The sequence below is a fragment of the Acetobacter fabarum genome (assembly GCF_022483405.1).
GTDB lineage: Bacteria > Pseudomonadota > Alphaproteobacteria > Acetobacterales > Acetobacteraceae > Acetobacter > Acetobacter fabarum.
On the sequence record NZ_JAKVNI010000001.1, the window covers coordinates 2,128,037 to 2,143,794 of the forward strand.

At 52.7% G+C, this 15,758-nt stretch carries 12 protein-coding genes and 1 tRNA gene; 7 read left to right on the plus strand and 6 right to left on the minus strand.

Features of this window, described 5'->3' with window-relative positions:
- Nucleotides 1–243 precede the first annotated feature (243 nt).
- The 4 genes from LKE65_RS09900 to LKE65_RS09915 all read left to right on the plus strand — a co-directional run bounded on the left by LKE65_RS09900 (nt 244) and on the right by LKE65_RS09915 (nt 5,173).
- Nucleotides 244–320: transfer RNA gene (locus LKE65_RS09900), tRNA-Ile, on the plus strand.
- Between the two features lie 313 nt (nt 321–633).
- Nucleotides 634–3,090, plus strand: a complete 2,457-nt coding sequence (locus tag LKE65_RS09905) for a membrane-bound PQQ-dependent dehydrogenase, glucose/quinate/shikimate family (protein ID WP_278741223.1) — start codon at nt 634–636, stop codon at nt 3,088–3,090.
- Between the two features lie 70 nt (nt 3,091–3,160).
- Nucleotides 3,161–4,051 (plus strand): transporter, encoded by an 891-nt coding sequence (locus LKE65_RS09910; protein ID WP_095350284.1) that lies wholly within the window; start codon nt 3,161–3,163, stop codon nt 4,049–4,051.
- Nucleotides 4,052–4,204: 153 nt separating this feature from the next.
- Nucleotides 4,205–5,173 (plus strand): helix-turn-helix domain-containing protein, encoded by a 969-nt coding sequence (locus tag LKE65_RS09915; RefSeq protein ID WP_095350285.1) that lies wholly within the window; start codon nt 4,205–4,207, stop codon nt 5,171–5,173.
- 13 nt (nt 5,174–5,186) lie between these two features.
- Here the strand turns inward: LKE65_RS09915 and LKE65_RS09920 are convergent, their stop codons facing one another.
- Nucleotides 5,187–5,666 carry a Dabb family protein gene (locus tag LKE65_RS09920; RefSeq protein WP_278741224.1) on the minus strand — a complete coding sequence of 160 codons (480 nt, stop codon included), beginning with the start codon at nt 5,664–5,666 and terminating at the stop codon, nt 5,187–5,189.
- Nucleotides 5,667–5,767: 101 nt separating this feature from the next.
- Nucleotides 5,768–6,814 (minus strand): aldo/keto reductase, encoded by a 1,047-nt coding sequence (locus tag LKE65_RS09925; protein ID WP_278741225.1) that lies wholly within the window; start codon nt 6,812–6,814, stop codon nt 5,768–5,770.
- A 209-nt stretch (nt 6,815–7,023) separates the two neighbouring features.
- Between LKE65_RS09925 and LKE65_RS09930 the strand changes: the two genes are divergently transcribed.
- Both LKE65_RS09930 and fumC read left to right on the plus strand, forming a co-directional pair.
- Nucleotides 7,024–8,490: a mannitol dehydrogenase family protein gene (locus LKE65_RS09930; protein ID WP_278741226.1), complete on the plus strand. Its 1,467-nt coding sequence runs from the start codon at nt 7,024–7,026 to the stop codon at nt 8,488–8,490.
- Between the two features lie 390 nt (nt 8,491–8,880).
- Entirely contained in the window at nt 8,881–10,326 is a 1,446-nt protein-coding gene (gene fumC, locus LKE65_RS09935) for a class II fumarate hydratase (RefSeq protein ID WP_278741227.1), read from the plus strand.
- Nucleotides 10,327–10,517: 191 nt separating this feature from the next.
- Here fumC and LKE65_RS09940 read toward each other — a convergent pair whose 3' ends face one another.
- Nucleotides 10,518–11,834, minus strand: a complete 1,317-nt coding sequence (locus tag LKE65_RS09940; RefSeq protein ID WP_253531176.1) for an MFS transporter — start codon at nt 11,832–11,834, stop codon at nt 10,518–10,520.
- Nucleotides 11,835–11,934: 100 nt separating this feature from the next.
- On the opposite strand from LKE65_RS09940, the gene LKE65_RS09945 reads away from it, so the two are divergent.
- Nucleotides 11,935–12,102 (plus strand): hypothetical protein, encoded by a 168-nt coding sequence (locus LKE65_RS09945; protein WP_278741228.1) that lies wholly within the window; start codon nt 11,935–11,937, stop codon nt 12,100–12,102.
- Between the two features lie 234 nt (nt 12,103–12,336).
- On the opposite strand, the gene LKE65_RS09950 is transcribed toward LKE65_RS09945, so the two are convergent.
- From LKE65_RS09950 to LKE65_RS09960, 3 genes are all read right to left on the minus strand, one after another.
- The gene (locus LKE65_RS09950; RefSeq protein ID WP_278741229.1) at nt 12,337–13,767 is read right to left on the minus strand and encodes a tetratricopeptide repeat-containing glycosyltransferase family protein; all 1,431 of its coding nucleotides are present in this window, start codon (nt 13,765–13,767) and stop codon (nt 12,337–12,339) included.
- 128 nt (nt 13,768–13,895) lie between these two features.
- Entirely contained in the window at nt 13,896–14,897 is a 1,002-nt protein-coding gene (gene trpS, locus LKE65_RS09955; RefSeq protein ID WP_086646757.1) for a tryptophan--tRNA ligase, read from the minus strand.
- Nucleotides 14,898–15,231: 334 nt separating this feature from the next.
- Entirely contained in the window at nt 15,232–15,732 is a 501-nt protein-coding gene (locus LKE65_RS09960) for an FKBP-type peptidyl-prolyl cis-trans isomerase (RefSeq protein ID WP_086646756.1), read from the minus strand.
- Nucleotides 15,733–15,758 lie beyond the last annotated feature (26 nt).

Below are 15,758 nucleotides of genomic sequence, written 5' to 3' on the forward strand. Positions count from 1 at the left end.
TGTGGCATGATATCCACTAAGGCCCAATAAATAACACTGTAGCGGTCTTGAATACCCGTTTTGTCGCGCATAGCTGGCTCGCCATCTGGCGGGCCGGCTTGGGTTCCACATGTTAATAACAACGCGGAGACCGGATATAGCCTGAAAAATATGCCAGCATGTCTTTTCAGCTTACAAGATGATCTGTATGGCTAAGGCAGAAGGCATGCCCATGGTAATCCGGGGTAACGCCTACAATATCGTGCGCTGGTAGCTCAGTTGGTTAGAGCGGGCCGCTCATAACGGCTTGGTCGCGGGTTCAAGTCCTGCCCGGCGCACCATATTTTCATTCGGTTTTTGTATCTGGCACCATGCATCTATTTTCCGTTTTATCGGACAGGCGCTTAAGGCCCACATTCCGCCGGCATTGGACCGGTTCTTTCGCCTCAAAATACCTCTGGTTCGCCTAACCTGTCTCATATCTGAAACAGGTTAGGTTTTTTGCTACAAACATCTGTGAGCACGGCCATATCAACTGTGGCAATTTCTGGGTGCTTCCTGTTCATCAAACGAAATTGGCTATGGACAGGGGCGGTGTAGCGGCCTGCCCTCCATGTTTCGGGCCGACTGAACACATTCAGAGAGACACACAACATGCGAGAGAGTAATAAGGGGTTATTTTCAATTATAACCTCAGCCTTACTGGCTCTGATCGGGCTTTTCCTGTTTTTGGGTGGGGCGGAACTGCTCTTTCTGGGCGGATCCTGGTTCTATATTCTGGCGGGCGGCGTTATGCTGGCGGCAGCTTTTAGTGGTTTTAAAAACCCAAAGCTTGCCAGCCGCCTGTACGCAGCCCTGCTGCTGGTAGCAACGGTCTGGTCCCTTATTGAAGTCGGCTTCAATATCTGGGGGCTGGAAGTTCGGCTGTTTACGCTCATTGGCCTCGGGGCATGGCTCCTGCTGCCATGGGTCTGGCGTACAGGGGCAGACTGGCTGACCGACAAGCGTGAAGTGCTGGGGGCAGTTGCCGTTTCCACTCTTGTGGTTGTGGCTAGCTGCTTTGCTTCTTACTCCATTAACGGTACGGTACCGGCTGATCGCATGGCCGCGCAGGGGCAGACTGATCTTGCTGCCAATGGTGTGGCAGATGCAGACTGGTCAGCTTATGGCCGCACTGTTGGGGGGGACCGCTACTCTCCCATCGGGCAGATCACTCCCGCCAATATCAGCCATCTCAAACGTGCATGGATGACCCGTACGGGCGACGTGCAGCAGGATGGTGAGGGCACCGTTGCCGGGCCGGATCAGGGGCATGAGTTCAATCTGGAACTGACCCCGATCAAGGTGGGTGACACACTTTACATGTGCACCCCCCATAGCTGGGTGATGGCTGTGGATGCCCTGACCGGGAAGGTCAAATGGAAGTTTGACCCCAAGCCTGCAACGGCTGATCTGGATAAAAACGTGTATCTGGCCTGCCGTGGTGTTTCCTACTACCATGTCCCGGACGAAATTCAGACCAGCTGCCGCAACCGCATCTACTCCCCCGTGGCAGACGTGCGTATGGTTGCTGTGAATGCCGAAACCGGCCAGCCGTGTGATGATTTCGGCGACCATGGCTTTATCTCCCTGCGGGATTACCTTGGCCACGTGCCGCATGGTTTCCACTTTGTGACATCGCCCCCCATGGTGGCCAAAAACCGCCTGATTACCGGTGGCTGGATTTTTGATAACCAGGCCAATTTTGAACCTTCCGGTGCCATTCGCGCATTCAACGCCACTACAGGTGCCATTGAATGGGCATGGGACGTTGGCCACAACCCCGAAACATGGAAACCCGGCCCGAATGATGTGCTGACGCGTGACACCCCGAATGCCTGGGGCGTTTACACGGCTGACCTTGATCTGGGGCTGGTTTACATTCCTACCGGCAACTCTCCGCCAGACAACTGGGGGGGCTCGCGCCGTCCGTTTGACGATGCCTCTTCCAGCGCCACGGTTGCTCTGGATATTGAAACCGGTGAACGTCGCTGGATTTACCAGACCGTGCACCATGACCTGTGGGATATGGATATTCCTTCCGGCCCATCCATGGTGGACCTGCCCGGCCCGAATGGGGAAAGCATTCCCGCTCTGGTCCAGAGCACCAAGCGTGGGGAATTCTTTGTGCTTGACCGCCGTACGGGCCAGCCTGTTCCCGGTTATCCGGTTGCGGAAAAACCCGTACCCACGGCCGGGCATGTGGCAGATGACCGCGTATCGCCCACCCAGCCATACCCCACGGCCATGCCCTCCCTTACGCCGCCGGATCTGAAAGAATCTGACATGTGGGGCGCAACCCTGCTGGACCAGATGATCTGCCGCATTCAGTACCGTCAGTCTGCTTATGATGGGCAGTTTACGCCGCCGCATCTGGGCCAGACCACCATTGTCTATCCCGCGTTCTATGGCGTTGTGGACTGGCAGGGTATTACCATTGACCCGCAGCGCAAGCTTCTGCTGGCCAATGCAAGCTACCTGCCGTTCCGTATCCGTCTGGAAAAACGCCAGACGCTGGAAGGCCCCGGCACCCTGCCGAAATGGGACGGTAAAGGCGAGGAACCCGCTGCCAAAGGCGATGCACTATCTGTTTCGCCTGACTATGGCACGCCGTACATTGCCTACACCAACCCCTGGCTGAATCCGCTGCAGATCCCCTGCAAAGGGCCGGTCTGGGGCACGCTGACCGCGATTGACCTTGTCACCAAGAAGATCGTCTGGCAGCATCCGGTTGGCACCACGCGGGATACAGGGCCTTTCCGCACCCACAACAACCTGCCACTGCCTACAGGCATGTATAACATTGGCGGGAACATTGTGACCAAAGGCGGCGTGGTGTTCATGGGCGCCACAGCAGACGATTACCTGCGTGGTTTTGACCTCTCCACAGGTCAGGTCATCTGGCAGGACCGTCTGCCAGCAGGTGGTCAGGCAACCCCCATGTCTTATGAGGCAGGCGGCAAGCAGTATGTTGTGATTGCTGCAGGCGGCCATGGGGGCCTTGGTACCCGTAGCGGTGATTATATCATCGCCTACACGATCGATGGCGCACAGGGCTCCAAAGCCCAGTAACGCGCCTTCCATGCGGGGCTCCTGATTTTTCTGGAGCCCCGTTTCTTTTTTGAATACGGAAATCCTTCTGATGCGTCTGACAGAAAAGCCGGAGCGGCTGCGCTCTTTGCTTCGCCTCGTCATACCCGGTGTGGTTCTGGTTTATGCGTCTCCCGCTTACGCTGCGGATGTGACACTCGGCATTATTGGCCCGCACGAATATGATCTGCCGGTCGATTTCAAACCCTTTAACGTGCTGGTGCAGTATGGGGATGGAAACGCTGCGGGCAGCACATATAACAGCCTGGGCCAGCGGCAAGCCCGTGGTGGCAGCCATACATGGGCGGGCATGACCAAATATGTGCATTTCCGCAGTTTTGAAGCCATTCCCCACGTAGGCTTTGCTTTTGAGCTGATCCAGTCCGAGAGTTATTCTCTGGCGAATGGCACGGATTATGGGGGGCTGGGGCCAACCATTGTAGGGCCGGCTGCGTGGTTCAAACCCAATGCGCACAGCACCTTTGGCATACAGACCTTTATGCAGACGCCAGAAGGGACCCGTGATGCAACATCCCCTCATTACTGGTCCAATATTTCCAGCTTTATATTTGACTATGAATGGGAACACTTCAGCTTCGATGGGGATGCCGGCACCGTTGTAGGCTCAACAAAACATGTAAAGGGTGCCCATAGTTATTCACCCGGCGTGGTGTTTTACTCCAATTTACGCTTCAGCTGGAAAGCAACTCAAAAACTGGAACCGTTTGTTGCGTTTGACTGGCAGAATGTAACCGGCACATACGACAATTCGGCCAAACGCTACCTTGATGATTCCAATAGCAGGGAAACAACATTGGGGCTGGGGTTGATGTATAACATTTCCAAGCATTTTTCGGTGACTGGCCGTTATTCGCACTCCCTCGAGGCGCGCAATACGCCCGAAACCAACGCGTATTATGTGAAGTTTGTCTACCTTTGGTAAAAGAAATGCATAAGCAACATCCCACTCTTTCACGTTGAGGTAAAATTTTCTTTAAATCTTGTTATAATGTGCAGTATCATGCCGACCGGGTTCAGGCCTCACATCTTTGTCGCACACGCAAAGGATAGTACGGGTTAACTGGTGGAAGACTGCATGAATGGCAACCAGAGCAGGGCAAGAATAGCGGAAGACGATATTCTGCCACACCCGGTGCACGAGAGAACTCCAGCGACAAGCGATACCTGTATCCAGCAGTCATGGGAGCGATGTGCCTCTGCCTATAATCTGGACCCCTCACAGGGGTGGATAGCCGATGTGTTATCCGGGGCAGAATTCAGGCAGGTCAGTGGACGTTCATCCCTCTTGCTAAAATCTGCCATGGGGGAGATGCGGCGGCTTTTTGAGCTGGTTCAGGGCATGGGTCTTATGGTGCTGCTGGCAGACCCGGATGCAACCATTCTGGCCCGCTGCGTAGACGAAACCCATTTGTCAGTCTGCCGCAGGCTCCATTTGCGCAAAGGAGCCATCTGGCATGAATCCGCCGCAGGCACGAATGGTGTTGGCACATGTGTAAAGGAGAAATGTCCTATATTTCTGGGGCAGGGGGAACACTGGCGGTTCTGCTTTTCACTTCTGGCGAGCTATGCGGTTCCGGTTTTTGATGCTCAGGGGCATGTAGCGGGAGCCCTAAATCTGGCGGCCCCCAGTGGAAACAGCACCAAACCCTACGCCGCGCTGGTCATGGATACTCTGCTGCAGTCAGGCCGCCGCATAGAAGAACACCTTTTTCGTGAACATTATGCAGGCCAGAAAATCCTGACCCTTGGTCCAGCCGAAGGATGCTCCTCTCTGCTCGTCGCCCTGAATGGCGATGGAGATGTGACCGGAGCAACACATGCCGCCCGCCGGCTGATGGGATGGACGGATGACATGATCAAAGACCACCCCAACCTGCTGACAGAGCTGGAATCAGGTTCCGAAATAAGCCTGCAAAAAGCGGAAGAAAGCGTTGTCAGGTCCGCACTGGCGGCTAGCCACGGCAATGTGGCCGCCACAGCCCGTAGTCTGGGTATTAGTCGGGCGACCCTTTACCGCAAAATGAAGGGGCTGCACATTCAGTAGCTCTGTGTAGTGTTCAGTGCAGCCCGCTTGCCTCTACGGGAAAGTCAAAAACAACGACTTTTTCCAGATACGGTGCGGCAAACGCTTTAAAGGCGTCATGCGCAGGATCAAAATAACGTGGATCGGTTACAATCGGCCGCCCTACGTAAAAATTACGGTCTCCCTCGGACCGGAAGGTCACCAGGTAAGCCTGTTCCAAGCCAAGATCCGCATTTTCTCCACTGACCTGTGGCCCGGTTTCAATCGAGAAAACTGGCGCTAAGCCATCTGAACGGTGGGAAAGGTGCCGCAGTGCAATGAAGCGTTTTGTAACCTCATTGCGCTCGGCCTGTGTTGTATGTGGGTTAAAGCGGAACATAACCATATGCCGCACTAAACCGGGCTTGAAGTCCGGCGCAGTAAAACGGGCTGCGCCGGTTATATGCGCTTCATTACGGATTTGCTGCGCCGCTTTGCTCAACTCTGGCGCGGCCAGAACTGGCCGTGCCGACATACCGAATGCCGCCAAAGACGCAAAGCTGGCACTCAGCGCCAAGCGCGCTATTCTGCTTTTTAATCTCGTGCGGCACACAGTCATCATAAATTACAGAGCAATCAGGGAGCCGGGTTGGAGTGAACCTGATGGATTGCGTTTATTTTTGCTTCCAATTCAGGAGTAATTACCAGATCCAGAGAACCAAGAATGGTTTCAAGCTGCTCTATGCTGGTTGCGCCAATAATATTGGACGTAACAAATGGCCGGCTTGTTACAAAAGCAATAGCCAGTTGCGCCGGGTTCAGCCCTTCCTGCTGGGCGAGGTCCATGTAGGCACGGATTGCCTCGTCCACACCGGGTTTTTCGTAACGCTGAGCGCGATTAAAAAGGGTCGTACGCGCACCGGGCGGCCTGGCACCATCCAGATATTTGCCCGTCAGGTAACCTTGGGCGAGGGGGGAATAGGCCAGAAGCCCCACACGCTCACGCAGAGCCATTTCTGCCAGCCCGATTTCGAAAGTACGATTGATCAGGTTGTACGCGTTCTGAATGGATGCAACACGCGGCAGACCGGTTTTGGAAGCAGCCAGAAAACTGGCAACACCCCATGCTGTCTCGTTGGAAAGGCCGACATGGCGGATTTTCCCTTCAGCCACAAGGTCGCCCAGCACGCCCAGTGTTTCCTCCACCGGCACGGAATCATCTGGCGGGAGGTCCTTGAACGTGGTCCCGCCTTCTCCAAACAGGCCAATGGTACGGTCGGGCCAATGGAGCTGGTACAGGTCAATATAATCTGTGCCCAAGCGACGCAGGGAACCTTCCAGAGCATAACGGATCTGGCGGGGGGTCAGGCGCGCCTGCTCACCACCCGGCCGATACCACGGGGATGATGAACGCCCCACAACCTTGCTGGCAATAACCAGTTTATCGCGTCCGCCCCGGGCTTTAAGCCAGTTGCCGATAATGGTTTCCGTTGCGCCATATGTCTCGGCCCGCGGTGGAATGGCGTAAAGTTCGGCTGTGTCGATAAAATTGATACCCCGCTCCAGTGCCAGATCAAGCTGGGCATGCCCTTCAGCCTGCGTGTTCTGCTGGCCGAAGGTCATTGTACCAAGGCAGAGTTCACTCACCATAATGCCAGTACGGCCAAGTTCGCGTTTGTTCATGTTATGCCTATTGGATAGAGGGTAAAATGATTTTGGCATCATGGAAGATAACATGCGCCAGAACAAGGGGAGGGGAGCATAATGAAAATAAATATTAAAAATTACGCAATGAGTAATGAGAATATTATAATAAATTAATATCCGTGTTGAAATTTGAGATCAGACCAATTACAGTTGCCGTTCTGATTGTAAATATTTTGGAGGAACGCATGCTCACTCTTGAATGTCTTGGCAATGTGAAGTCTCCTGTGCATTTACCAGACTATAACCCGCTGGATATTAAGGCAGGTATTGTTCATTTTGGTGTTGGTAATTTTTTCAGGGCGCATGAAGCATTTTATATTGATAAAATCCTCAAGACAGAACCAGACTGGGGCATTATCGGCGTTGGCCTGACAAAAGGCGACCATTCCAGCAAAAAAGCCGCGTTGTTCCATGCGCAGGATTGCCTGTATTCCCTGACCGAATGCGCTCCAACGGGGGATCGTACCGTGCGGATCATTGCCGCATTGCGGGATTACCTGCTTGCCCCTCAAAATCCACAAAAAGTGCTGGAGCATTTAAGCAATCCCGATATCCGCATCGTGTCCATGACCATAACTGAAGGTGGTTATAATATTAACGAAACCACCGGCATGTTCGACCTGAGCAATCCGGACGTGCAAAGCGACCTGCAAAACCCCGAAAATCCACAAACCGTTTTTGGGTATGTTGTGGAAGGTCTGCGCCGCCGGCGCGCTGCGGGAACAAAAGCGTTTACCATCATGTCCTGCGACAATCTGCGGCATAATGGCGATGTTGCCCGAAAGGCTTTTCTTGGTTTTGCTCAGGCGCGTGACCCGGAACTGGCCGACTGGATTGCGCGGAATGCCACGTTCCCCAATGCCATGGTGGACCGCATTACCCCAACCGTTACAGCAGATATTGCCAAAGCCCTAAATACTGCCAGCGGGCTGGAAGATGATCTACCTGTGGTGGCGGAGGACTTCCACCAATGGGTGCTGGAAGATAACTTTGCCAATGGACGGCCAGACCTGGCCAAAGCCGGCGTGCAGTTTGTAACCGATGTTACGGATTATGAGCACGTTAAAATCCGCATGCTCAATGCCTCTCATATCATGCTCAGTTTCCCAGCAATTCTGTTGGGTTATGCGCACGTGGATCAGGCGGTAAAAGACCCCGCACTCAAGCAGAATGTGGAAAACTTTTTAACCCGGGATGTTATTCCAACGCTCAAAGCGCCGCCCGGTGTAAGCTTGCAGCATTATATGCAAAGTGTCCTAAGCCGTTTTTCCAACCCCGCCATGGCCGATCAGACCTTGCGTATTGCCAGTGATGGCTGTGCAAAAATTCAGGTTTTCTGGACACAGACAGTCCGCGATCTGCTCCTTGGCCACAAAGACTGCTCCCGCATTGCTTTTGGCATGGCCGCGTATCTGGAAATGCTGCGAGGCATCAATGCGCAGGGGCAGACTTATACAACGTCTGAACCAGCCTACATGGCAGAACAGGAAGCCCTTGTGCATTCTGATGATTATGCCGCAGGCTTAAAGCTGCCTGCATTCGATGCATGGAGGGATTTGGAGAGTTCTGCCTTGGATCAGAAGGTCATTGAGCTGCGTAAAATTATACGCATTCAGGGTGTTCTGGCGGCTCTGGCAACATTGCCCACCTAACGCCCGCATAAGCAAAGCCTGTGTGTGCGGTTTAACGCATACACAGCAGACTACTGGCGGACAGAGAGAACCTTTTTTACGGAGTGTTCCCTCTGTTCGCGTCAGCCCCCAAAATGCATAGATAACCTTTTTCCAAGGGTTCCCACATTCGCGTTATACCGTGGAACCGCCTGATTTGCAGGCCGTTGGGGGGGCATGTATCAAACGCCCCTTCATGCCAATCGAAGCCAGAGCAATGCACTCTCTCCACCACATATAGGGGGTGGACTTTCGGTATGTCCCCGCGGTGCCGCGTGGCATATGGCTGGCATCACGCTTCAAAAAAACAATGAAAACATATCACCCCAAAGGGGCTGTTTGTCTGGAACGTTACAGTGGGAGCGGCAGAAGATGACAGAAACTTACACGCTGCGAGACATAAGCATTGGCATAGACGCGACCGGCACGCGACAGGAAACTGATTCCATGGGCACAATTGATGTGCCTGCCAACCATTACTGGGGGGCGCAGACACAGCGCAGTCTGGTGCATTTTTCCATTGGGCAGGACCGGATGCCCATAGAGCTTTGCCGTGCTTATGGCATTGTCAAAAAAGCTGCTGCACAGGTCAATCTGGCAGATAACCGGCTCCCCAACTGGAAGGCCGCCGCAATTATTCAGGCAGCGGATGAGGTAAGCTCTGGCCTGCTAGATGCCGAGTTCCCGCTTTTTGTCTGGCAGACAGGCTCGGGCACTCAGACAAATATGAATGTGAATGAAGTTATTGCCAACAGGGCCATTCAGCTCCTAGGTGGGCAGATTGGCTCCAAAACGCCCGTGCACCCCAATGATGATGTGAATATGGGGCAGTCGAGCAATGATTCATTCCCCACAGTCATGCATGTTGTCACATTGCTTGAAATAGAAAATACCCTTGTCCCGCAGGTAGAGGCGCTTATTGCCAGTATCCGGGCCAAAGCCGATATGTGGAACGCCGTAGTCAAAATGGGTAGAACCCACTTGCAGGATGCCGTGCCCCTAACGGTAGGGCAGGAATGGTCTGGCTGGGCACAGCAACTTGAAACCACGCTGAATACGCTCCGTGCAGCCCGAGCGGATCTGGCTGAACTGGCGGCCGGTGGCACGGCTGTTGGTACGGGCCTGAACGCCCCCAAGGGCTTTGGCAAGGCAATTGCCGAACATATTGCGGTTTTGACCGACAAGCCCTTTGTAACAGCCCCCAATAAATTTTCCGCTCTGGGCGGGCTGGACGCCATGGTGCGCGCATCGGCCGGGCTGCGTGGCCTTGCCGTAGCGTTAATGAAAATTGCCAATGATATGCGGTGGCTCGGTTCCGGTCCGCGGTGCGGGCTGGCAGAGCTTAACCTACCGGAAAATGAACCCGGGTCTTCCATCATGCCCGGCAAGGTTAATCCCACACAATGTGAAGCCCTGATCATGATTGCAACGCAGGTGTTGGGGAATGACGCAACGGTTGCGTTTGCGGGTGCTCAAGGCAATTTTGAGTTAAATGTCATGCGGCCGGTCATTGCCGCAAATGTGTTGCATGCGATCCGCATTCTAGCTGATGGCTGCAAAAATTTCAGGGTCTTTTCCGTAGAAGGAACAACCCTGAACGAACGCAACATCAAACATTACGTGGAAGTCTCGGTGATGCTGGTGACAGCACTCAGCCCCGTTATCGGGTACGACAAAGCATCTGCCATTGCTCACCGGGCCATGGCGCGGAATGAGACACTTAAAGAAGCAGCCCTGGCTTCAGGCGTAAGTGAAACAGTTTTTAATCAGACTGTGGACCCGAGCAAAATGGTCGGGAATGGCCTTGCTGGGGCTTAAAATCTGCTCGTAACAGCACGGTCAAACGGCTTGGCTACCTAAATCACCAAAGCTTGATGCATATCATTGCGGTGTGATCGTGCTGGGGAGCAACTTCGGCCTTGTTGAAAGACAAAACTTCTTGGCGGAAGTGGGAAAGGGAGGTGTAGAGCCTCCCTTTCTTTTTGTGTTCGATGCTTTTTAACCTGTAATCAGGCTGTTTGCTGGGCACCGTGGAAATCGGCCGATCTGGATTGTTTTTTCTTTTTTTCCAGCATTTCAGTATGCCGGTGCGCTTCGGGCGAAATACGCAGGCACAGGGTCAGCACCCCCGCCAAGAGATAAAGACCAGAAAAGCTCCAGATCACGCCTTCCAGCCCCATCCCGAACCAGGATTCACAAACGCTGACAACCGCAGGCCCAACCCAGGTGCTAGCACCAGCGCCCAACCCCAGAATGGACAGGGCCGCAGCCTTTTCCTTTGGGCAGATCAGGGGCATCAGGCCGGACATAGGCACAAATGCAGCAACGGTGCCCCCATAAACAAAGCCCGCAATTGCCGCCAGTGTGAAGTTACCGGGGTACCACAACGGCACATAATAAAAGAGGGGAATGGTCACGCAGCAACCAACACACCCACCAATGGCAATAACAAACCGGTGGCCAAGCTTATCTGCCAACATCCCGGCGGCAAGGTTGAACAGAATGTTGCCAAGGAAGATCAGCGAAAGCAGGTCCAGCCACTGCGACTGGGAGAAGTGAAGCTGATCCACAAAAAAGGCGGGCATAATAGCCAGAAAGGCATATTCGGATGATGTGTTAATGGTTCGGATAATGCCGGAAACCAGCGTTTTGGGCTCACGCCACATGATGCTGACAGATCCGAAGAAAACCTGCTTTTTATCGGCATTGGCAGCAACCAACGGTTTGGAGCCAATGGGCTCATTAACCAGCAGCAGGGCTATCAGACCACCAATAATCACCAGGCCCAAAGAGCACCAGAAAGTCGCCAGTTCCCCTATGTAAGGAATGGTATAGCGCGCAAACTGTGACCCAAGAGTTGGCAGGCCCGCAGAAAAGGAAAACCAGAACCAGCCCGCAGCAGAACCCAGCATCCGCGCAGGAGTAGCAGCCGCAATCCAGACCAGAAACCCATACGCAAACAGCGGATAGGCAAACCCACGCAGCGTATAGAACAGCAGGGTCATGGACAGGTTATCCGGCCCCAGCCCCAAAGACAGAAAACCCACTTCCAGCAATGCCCAGAGCAGCAGGCCTGCCCACATGGTACGCCGTGGCCCAAACAGATCGGATAATGGCCCCGCCAACCATGCAGAGAGCATGACGGTAACACCATACGTTGTGAACATAAGGTTCACATCACCCTGACTGTGCCCATGGTGGAGCATGTACGTGTCAAGGTATCCGGCTTCCACGCCATCGCCGACCATAAACAGAAGCAGACCGACAAAACCAAAAAAGAGTGGTTTAGGTATGCCCAAAAAGGCGGCAAGACCACGCGATTGCATGGATGACTGAGGGCTTGTCTCTGGCAAGACGCTCTCTCCTTATATAATTTTTGCAGCCTGCTATGGTTGAGCTACACCCTAAGAAGCAAGGGAAGCAGGCATGCGTGATGCTGGCCCGGAATATAATTCAACGGGCTATGAAGATACGGGCACGAAAACGAGATCGCGCATCACGGGGACAAAAGCACAGTTGCGTTCTGTTGCAGTAATTTATAACGGCAGCACACTATCGTTTCAAGATATTTTTTATAAATACATATGCAAATAAATAATATTATTTTCAATAATCATTCGATATGACAATTATAATGAATTATACTATAAGTAAATGCCTATGTTTTTATTGATTAACGTGCGAATGAATTTTTGAAAGTCGAATTGATTTTTTTTGACATCGCCAAAAAACATAGGAGCAAAAGATAACGCAGCCGTGTCTCCCTCCATCCAAATAAGAGAGGCTGCGGTGTATTTTTTACAATTCAAATAAAGAAATAAAAAACAACTACTTTAAATTGTGAGTTTTTTCTTCCAATTTCATTAAATCGGAAACCATTTTATTAATGGGGGTAGTCCAGTCAAATGGTTGTGGCTGCTGGTAGATACGCAGATTACTGTACCACGGCGAATCTGTTCGGCCGGAAAGCCAACGCCAGCACTGGTCAAAACGTGAGAGCATCCATACTGGCTTACCCAATCCTGCTGCCAGATGCACAACGGATGTATCAACAGAGATTATCATATCCAGATTAGCAATCAGCGCTGCTGTATCATCAAAATTATGCAGAAGATTGGCATGGTTAACCAATTTCATGCCCGCAGGCGGGGCTTTGGCCTGAATGCTTTTTTCCCCAACCTGCAAACTGTAAAATAGAATATTGGGCACCTGTGCCAAGGGAGCCATGCTTTGCAGGTTTATGGACCTACGCTGATCCACAAACTCCACGTAACGAACCTCCCGGTGGGGCGAGCCTGCCCATACCAGACCAATTTTTAGTGTGGGTGACGCGGACATAAAGAACAGGTCTTTATCCAGACGAGCCTTCCAGTCAGCAACTCTAGTTGGGTCAGGAGTAAGGTAACCGCTGGCCAGCGGAATTGTATCCAGCGTTGTGCCCAGCAGATATGGCAAACTCCCAACCGAACATTCCAGATCGTGGGGAGGGGCTACATCATCGACGGTAATAAACAGCTGCTCGGGGAATGAGCGCTGCAGAAGGGTCAATAACTCCCTGCGGACTTTGACAATAATGCTACCGCCCCGTTGGGCTGCATACGGAACAAAGCGTACAAAATGCAGCATATCTCCAAACCCACCTTCCGTGTGGATGAGCAGAGTCTTGCCAACAAAAGCCTCTCCATTCCACACCGGGCCTTGCAGGTTATGCTTGCCGATGATGTTGCTGTTCCACCGCCATTCATACGCCTTAAAACCTTCCTGATAATCTCCGTGCGCCAGAAGGGAGAGCGCGTGATTGGTCCGGTTTTGTCCGTTTTCTGGCTCTATCTGAATAGCCGCGTTATGAAAGTTCAAGGCAAGTTCATGCCGCCCCTGGCAATCCAGCGCCACCCCCAGGTTACTGAGCGCGAGTGCATGCTGGGGTTGCAGTGTCAGACACTGTTTATAAGCTTCAATGGCACCGCTATAATCTTGCAATTCAAACAGGACATTCCCAAAGTTTGACCACGCATCAGGCATATCCGGTTTAATACGCACGGCACGGGCAAGAAGGGGCTTGGCTGTTTGGAACTCCCCCAACGCACACAACAGCCCACCATAATTGCTCAGGGCGTAAGCATTGTCCGGGTCTTGTTCTAGCGCCACTTTATACGCGGCAACCGCTTCGTGCATACGATTGGCACGTTGAAGCGCCACAGCATCCATAACTTGAGCATCTGACAAAGCGGATGGTTCAGAAAAAGAATGCTCTGGCATGATCATCCAACCCAGTTTTAATTAAAACCGACACAAACCCTAATGCGCCAGATCACCACGTGATCACAGACATGCACAAGACAGCTCTCTGCAATATGGCTCCACAGGCCTATTGCAGAGGAGAATAGTCAGAGCGGCTTTACAAACCCGACCAGTTTTTCTGCTTCAGCAACAATTGGTTCAGCAATAGCTTGTGCACGCTGTGCACCGTTATGCAGCATTTGCACCAGATGCGTTTCGTCTTGCAAAAGCTGGCTGGTTTTTAGCGCAATCGGGGCAATCTCGTTGACAACCACCTCTGTTAAAGCCGCTTTGAACGGACCAAACCCTTGCCCCTGATGCAAATCCAGAACCTGCTGCACGGTCTTACCAGACAAAGCGGCATAAATGGAAACCAGGTTTCTGGCTTCCGGACGGTCTGCCAGACCAGAAGGGTCTTCTGGCAGTACGCCAGTATCCGTTTTGGCACGCCTGATTTTTAACGCAATGGTGTCTGCATCATCGGTCAGCTCAATCCGGCTCTGGGCTGAAGGGTCCGACTTGGACATCTTTTTGGTCCCATCGCGCAGGCTCATGACACGCGCAGCCTCTGGCGGGATAAGCGCTTCTACCTGTGGGAAAAATTCGACGCCATAATCATGGTTAAACTTCTGGGCAATATCATTGGTCAGTTCCAGATGCTGCTTCTGGTCCTCACCTACGGGTACCCGGGTTGCCTTGTAAGCCAGAATGTCGGCAGCCATCAGGTTAGGGTAAACATAAAGACCGGCAGAATGGTTTTCCCTGTCTTTACCTGCTTTATCCTTGAACTGCGTCATACGGTTCAGCCAGCCAAGCCGAGCGACACAGTTAAAAATCCACGCCAGACGCGCATGCGCCGAAACAGCGGACTGATTGAACAGAATATGGCGCTGGGCATCAATACCGGATGCCAGCAGAATGGCTGCCTGCGTAAGCGTATGTTCGCGTAGTTTGGCGGGCTCCTGCCAAACCGTAATGGCATGCATATCCACAAGGCAGAATACACATTCATGATCAGCCTGCAGGTTAACCCAGTTCCGAATTGCTCCCAGATAGTTGCCAAGCTGAGGAACACCCGAGGGCTGAATGCCAGAAAAAATACGTTGCATACGGAGTTATCGCTACTGTCTGTAAAGGGAAAAGAAAAGCCATTCGGTACGCTGCATTTTTTACAAAATACAGGAACAAGGCGACAAAAGTAGATTAGTCCACAAAATGGCTTATGCGTTTTTGCTTTGTGTAAAGTGATATAGCCGCCTGATCAAAACCCATAGTATTGCACCAGTTTTGCAACTAACACCCCATGGGCAATCATAGCCGGGAGGGGAGGGGCTTTCCTGCTGTAAAAACCCGCTCCACCTTGCCCCAAAAGCCTTCCCTCTCAGTAGAATACACCACAAGAGAAAGAAAACGCCCTAGGCACGGCACAATGCATACCAAATATTACGGCGTATTGTGCGTATGCTCGACCCCAAGCAACTGAATGCGGAAGACCAGAGGGCTATCCGAGGGAATAACCCCCATGGACCGGTGCCCATAGCCCAACTCCGGCGGCACATACAGCATCCAGGTATCCCCCACATGCATCAGCGGTAGAGCTTCCATCCAGCCCTGCACCAGACCGTCCAGCGGCATCTGCATATAGGCACCGTTGCCATGCTGGTCAGAGCCGTCAAAGATGGAGCCATCAGGCAGACGGCCTTCGTAAATCAGCATCATCACATCCCCTTTACGGGGCTGTTCACCATCCTTGGGGCCGGATTCCAGCACTTTATAAGCCAAGCCATCTTTTAGCACCGTAACGCCCGGTTGCGAGCGCAGCTTTGCCATCTGCTGCGCTGGCGTCAGTTCTGCTTCTTCCGCCTTATGGCCACCGCAGGCGGTGAGCGAAAAGGCCAGGCTGGCCGCAAGTATGCTTGGAACAAGAGAAAATCGACGGGACATGGTACTGATGTGCTCCCTTACAAAAT

Excerpts from the sequence above, each read along its gene's own strand:
- LKE65_RS09905 (WP_278741223.1), top strand. The coding sequence starts at position 634 with ATGCGAGAGAGTAATAAGGGGTTATTTTCAATTATAACCTCAGCCTTA.
- LKE65_RS09910 (WP_095350284.1), top strand. The coding sequence starts at position 3,161 with ATGCGTCTGACAGAAAAGCCGGAGCGGCTGCGCTCTTTGCTTCGCCTC.
- LKE65_RS09915 (WP_095350285.1), top strand. The coding sequence starts at position 4,205 with ATGAATGGCAACCAGAGCAGGGCAAGAATAGCGGAAGACGATATTCTG.
- LKE65_RS09920 (WP_278741224.1), bottom strand. The coding sequence starts at position 5,666 with ATGTCGGCACGGCCAGTTCTGGCCGCGCCAGAGTTGAGCAAAGCGGCG.
- LKE65_RS09925 (WP_278741225.1), bottom strand. The coding sequence starts at position 6,814 with ATGAACAAACGCGAACTTGGCCGTACTGGCATTATGGTGAGTGAACTC.
- LKE65_RS09930 (WP_278741226.1), top strand. The coding sequence starts at position 7,024 with ATGCTCACTCTTGAATGTCTTGGCAATGTGAAGTCTCCTGTGCATTTA.
- fumC (WP_278741227.1), top strand. The coding sequence starts at position 8,881 with ATGACAGAAACTTACACGCTGCGAGACATAAGCATTGGCATAGACGCG.
- LKE65_RS09940 (WP_253531176.1), bottom strand. The coding sequence starts at position 11,834 with ATGCAATCGCGTGGTCTTGCCGCCTTTTTGGGCATACCTAAACCACTC.
- LKE65_RS09945 (WP_278741228.1), top strand. The coding sequence starts at position 11,935 with ATGCGTGATGCTGGCCCGGAATATAATTCAACGGGCTATGAAGATACG.
- LKE65_RS09950 (WP_278741229.1), bottom strand. The coding sequence starts at position 13,767 with ATGCCAGAGCATTCTTTTTCTGAACCATCCGCTTTGTCAGATGCTCAA.
- trpS (WP_086646757.1), bottom strand. The coding sequence starts at position 14,897 with ATGCAACGTATTTTTTCTGGCATTCAGCCCTCGGGTGTTCCTCAGCTT.
- LKE65_RS09960 (WP_086646756.1), bottom strand. The coding sequence starts at position 15,732 with ATGTCCCGTCGATTTTCTCTTGTTCCAAGCATACTTGCGGCCAGCCTG.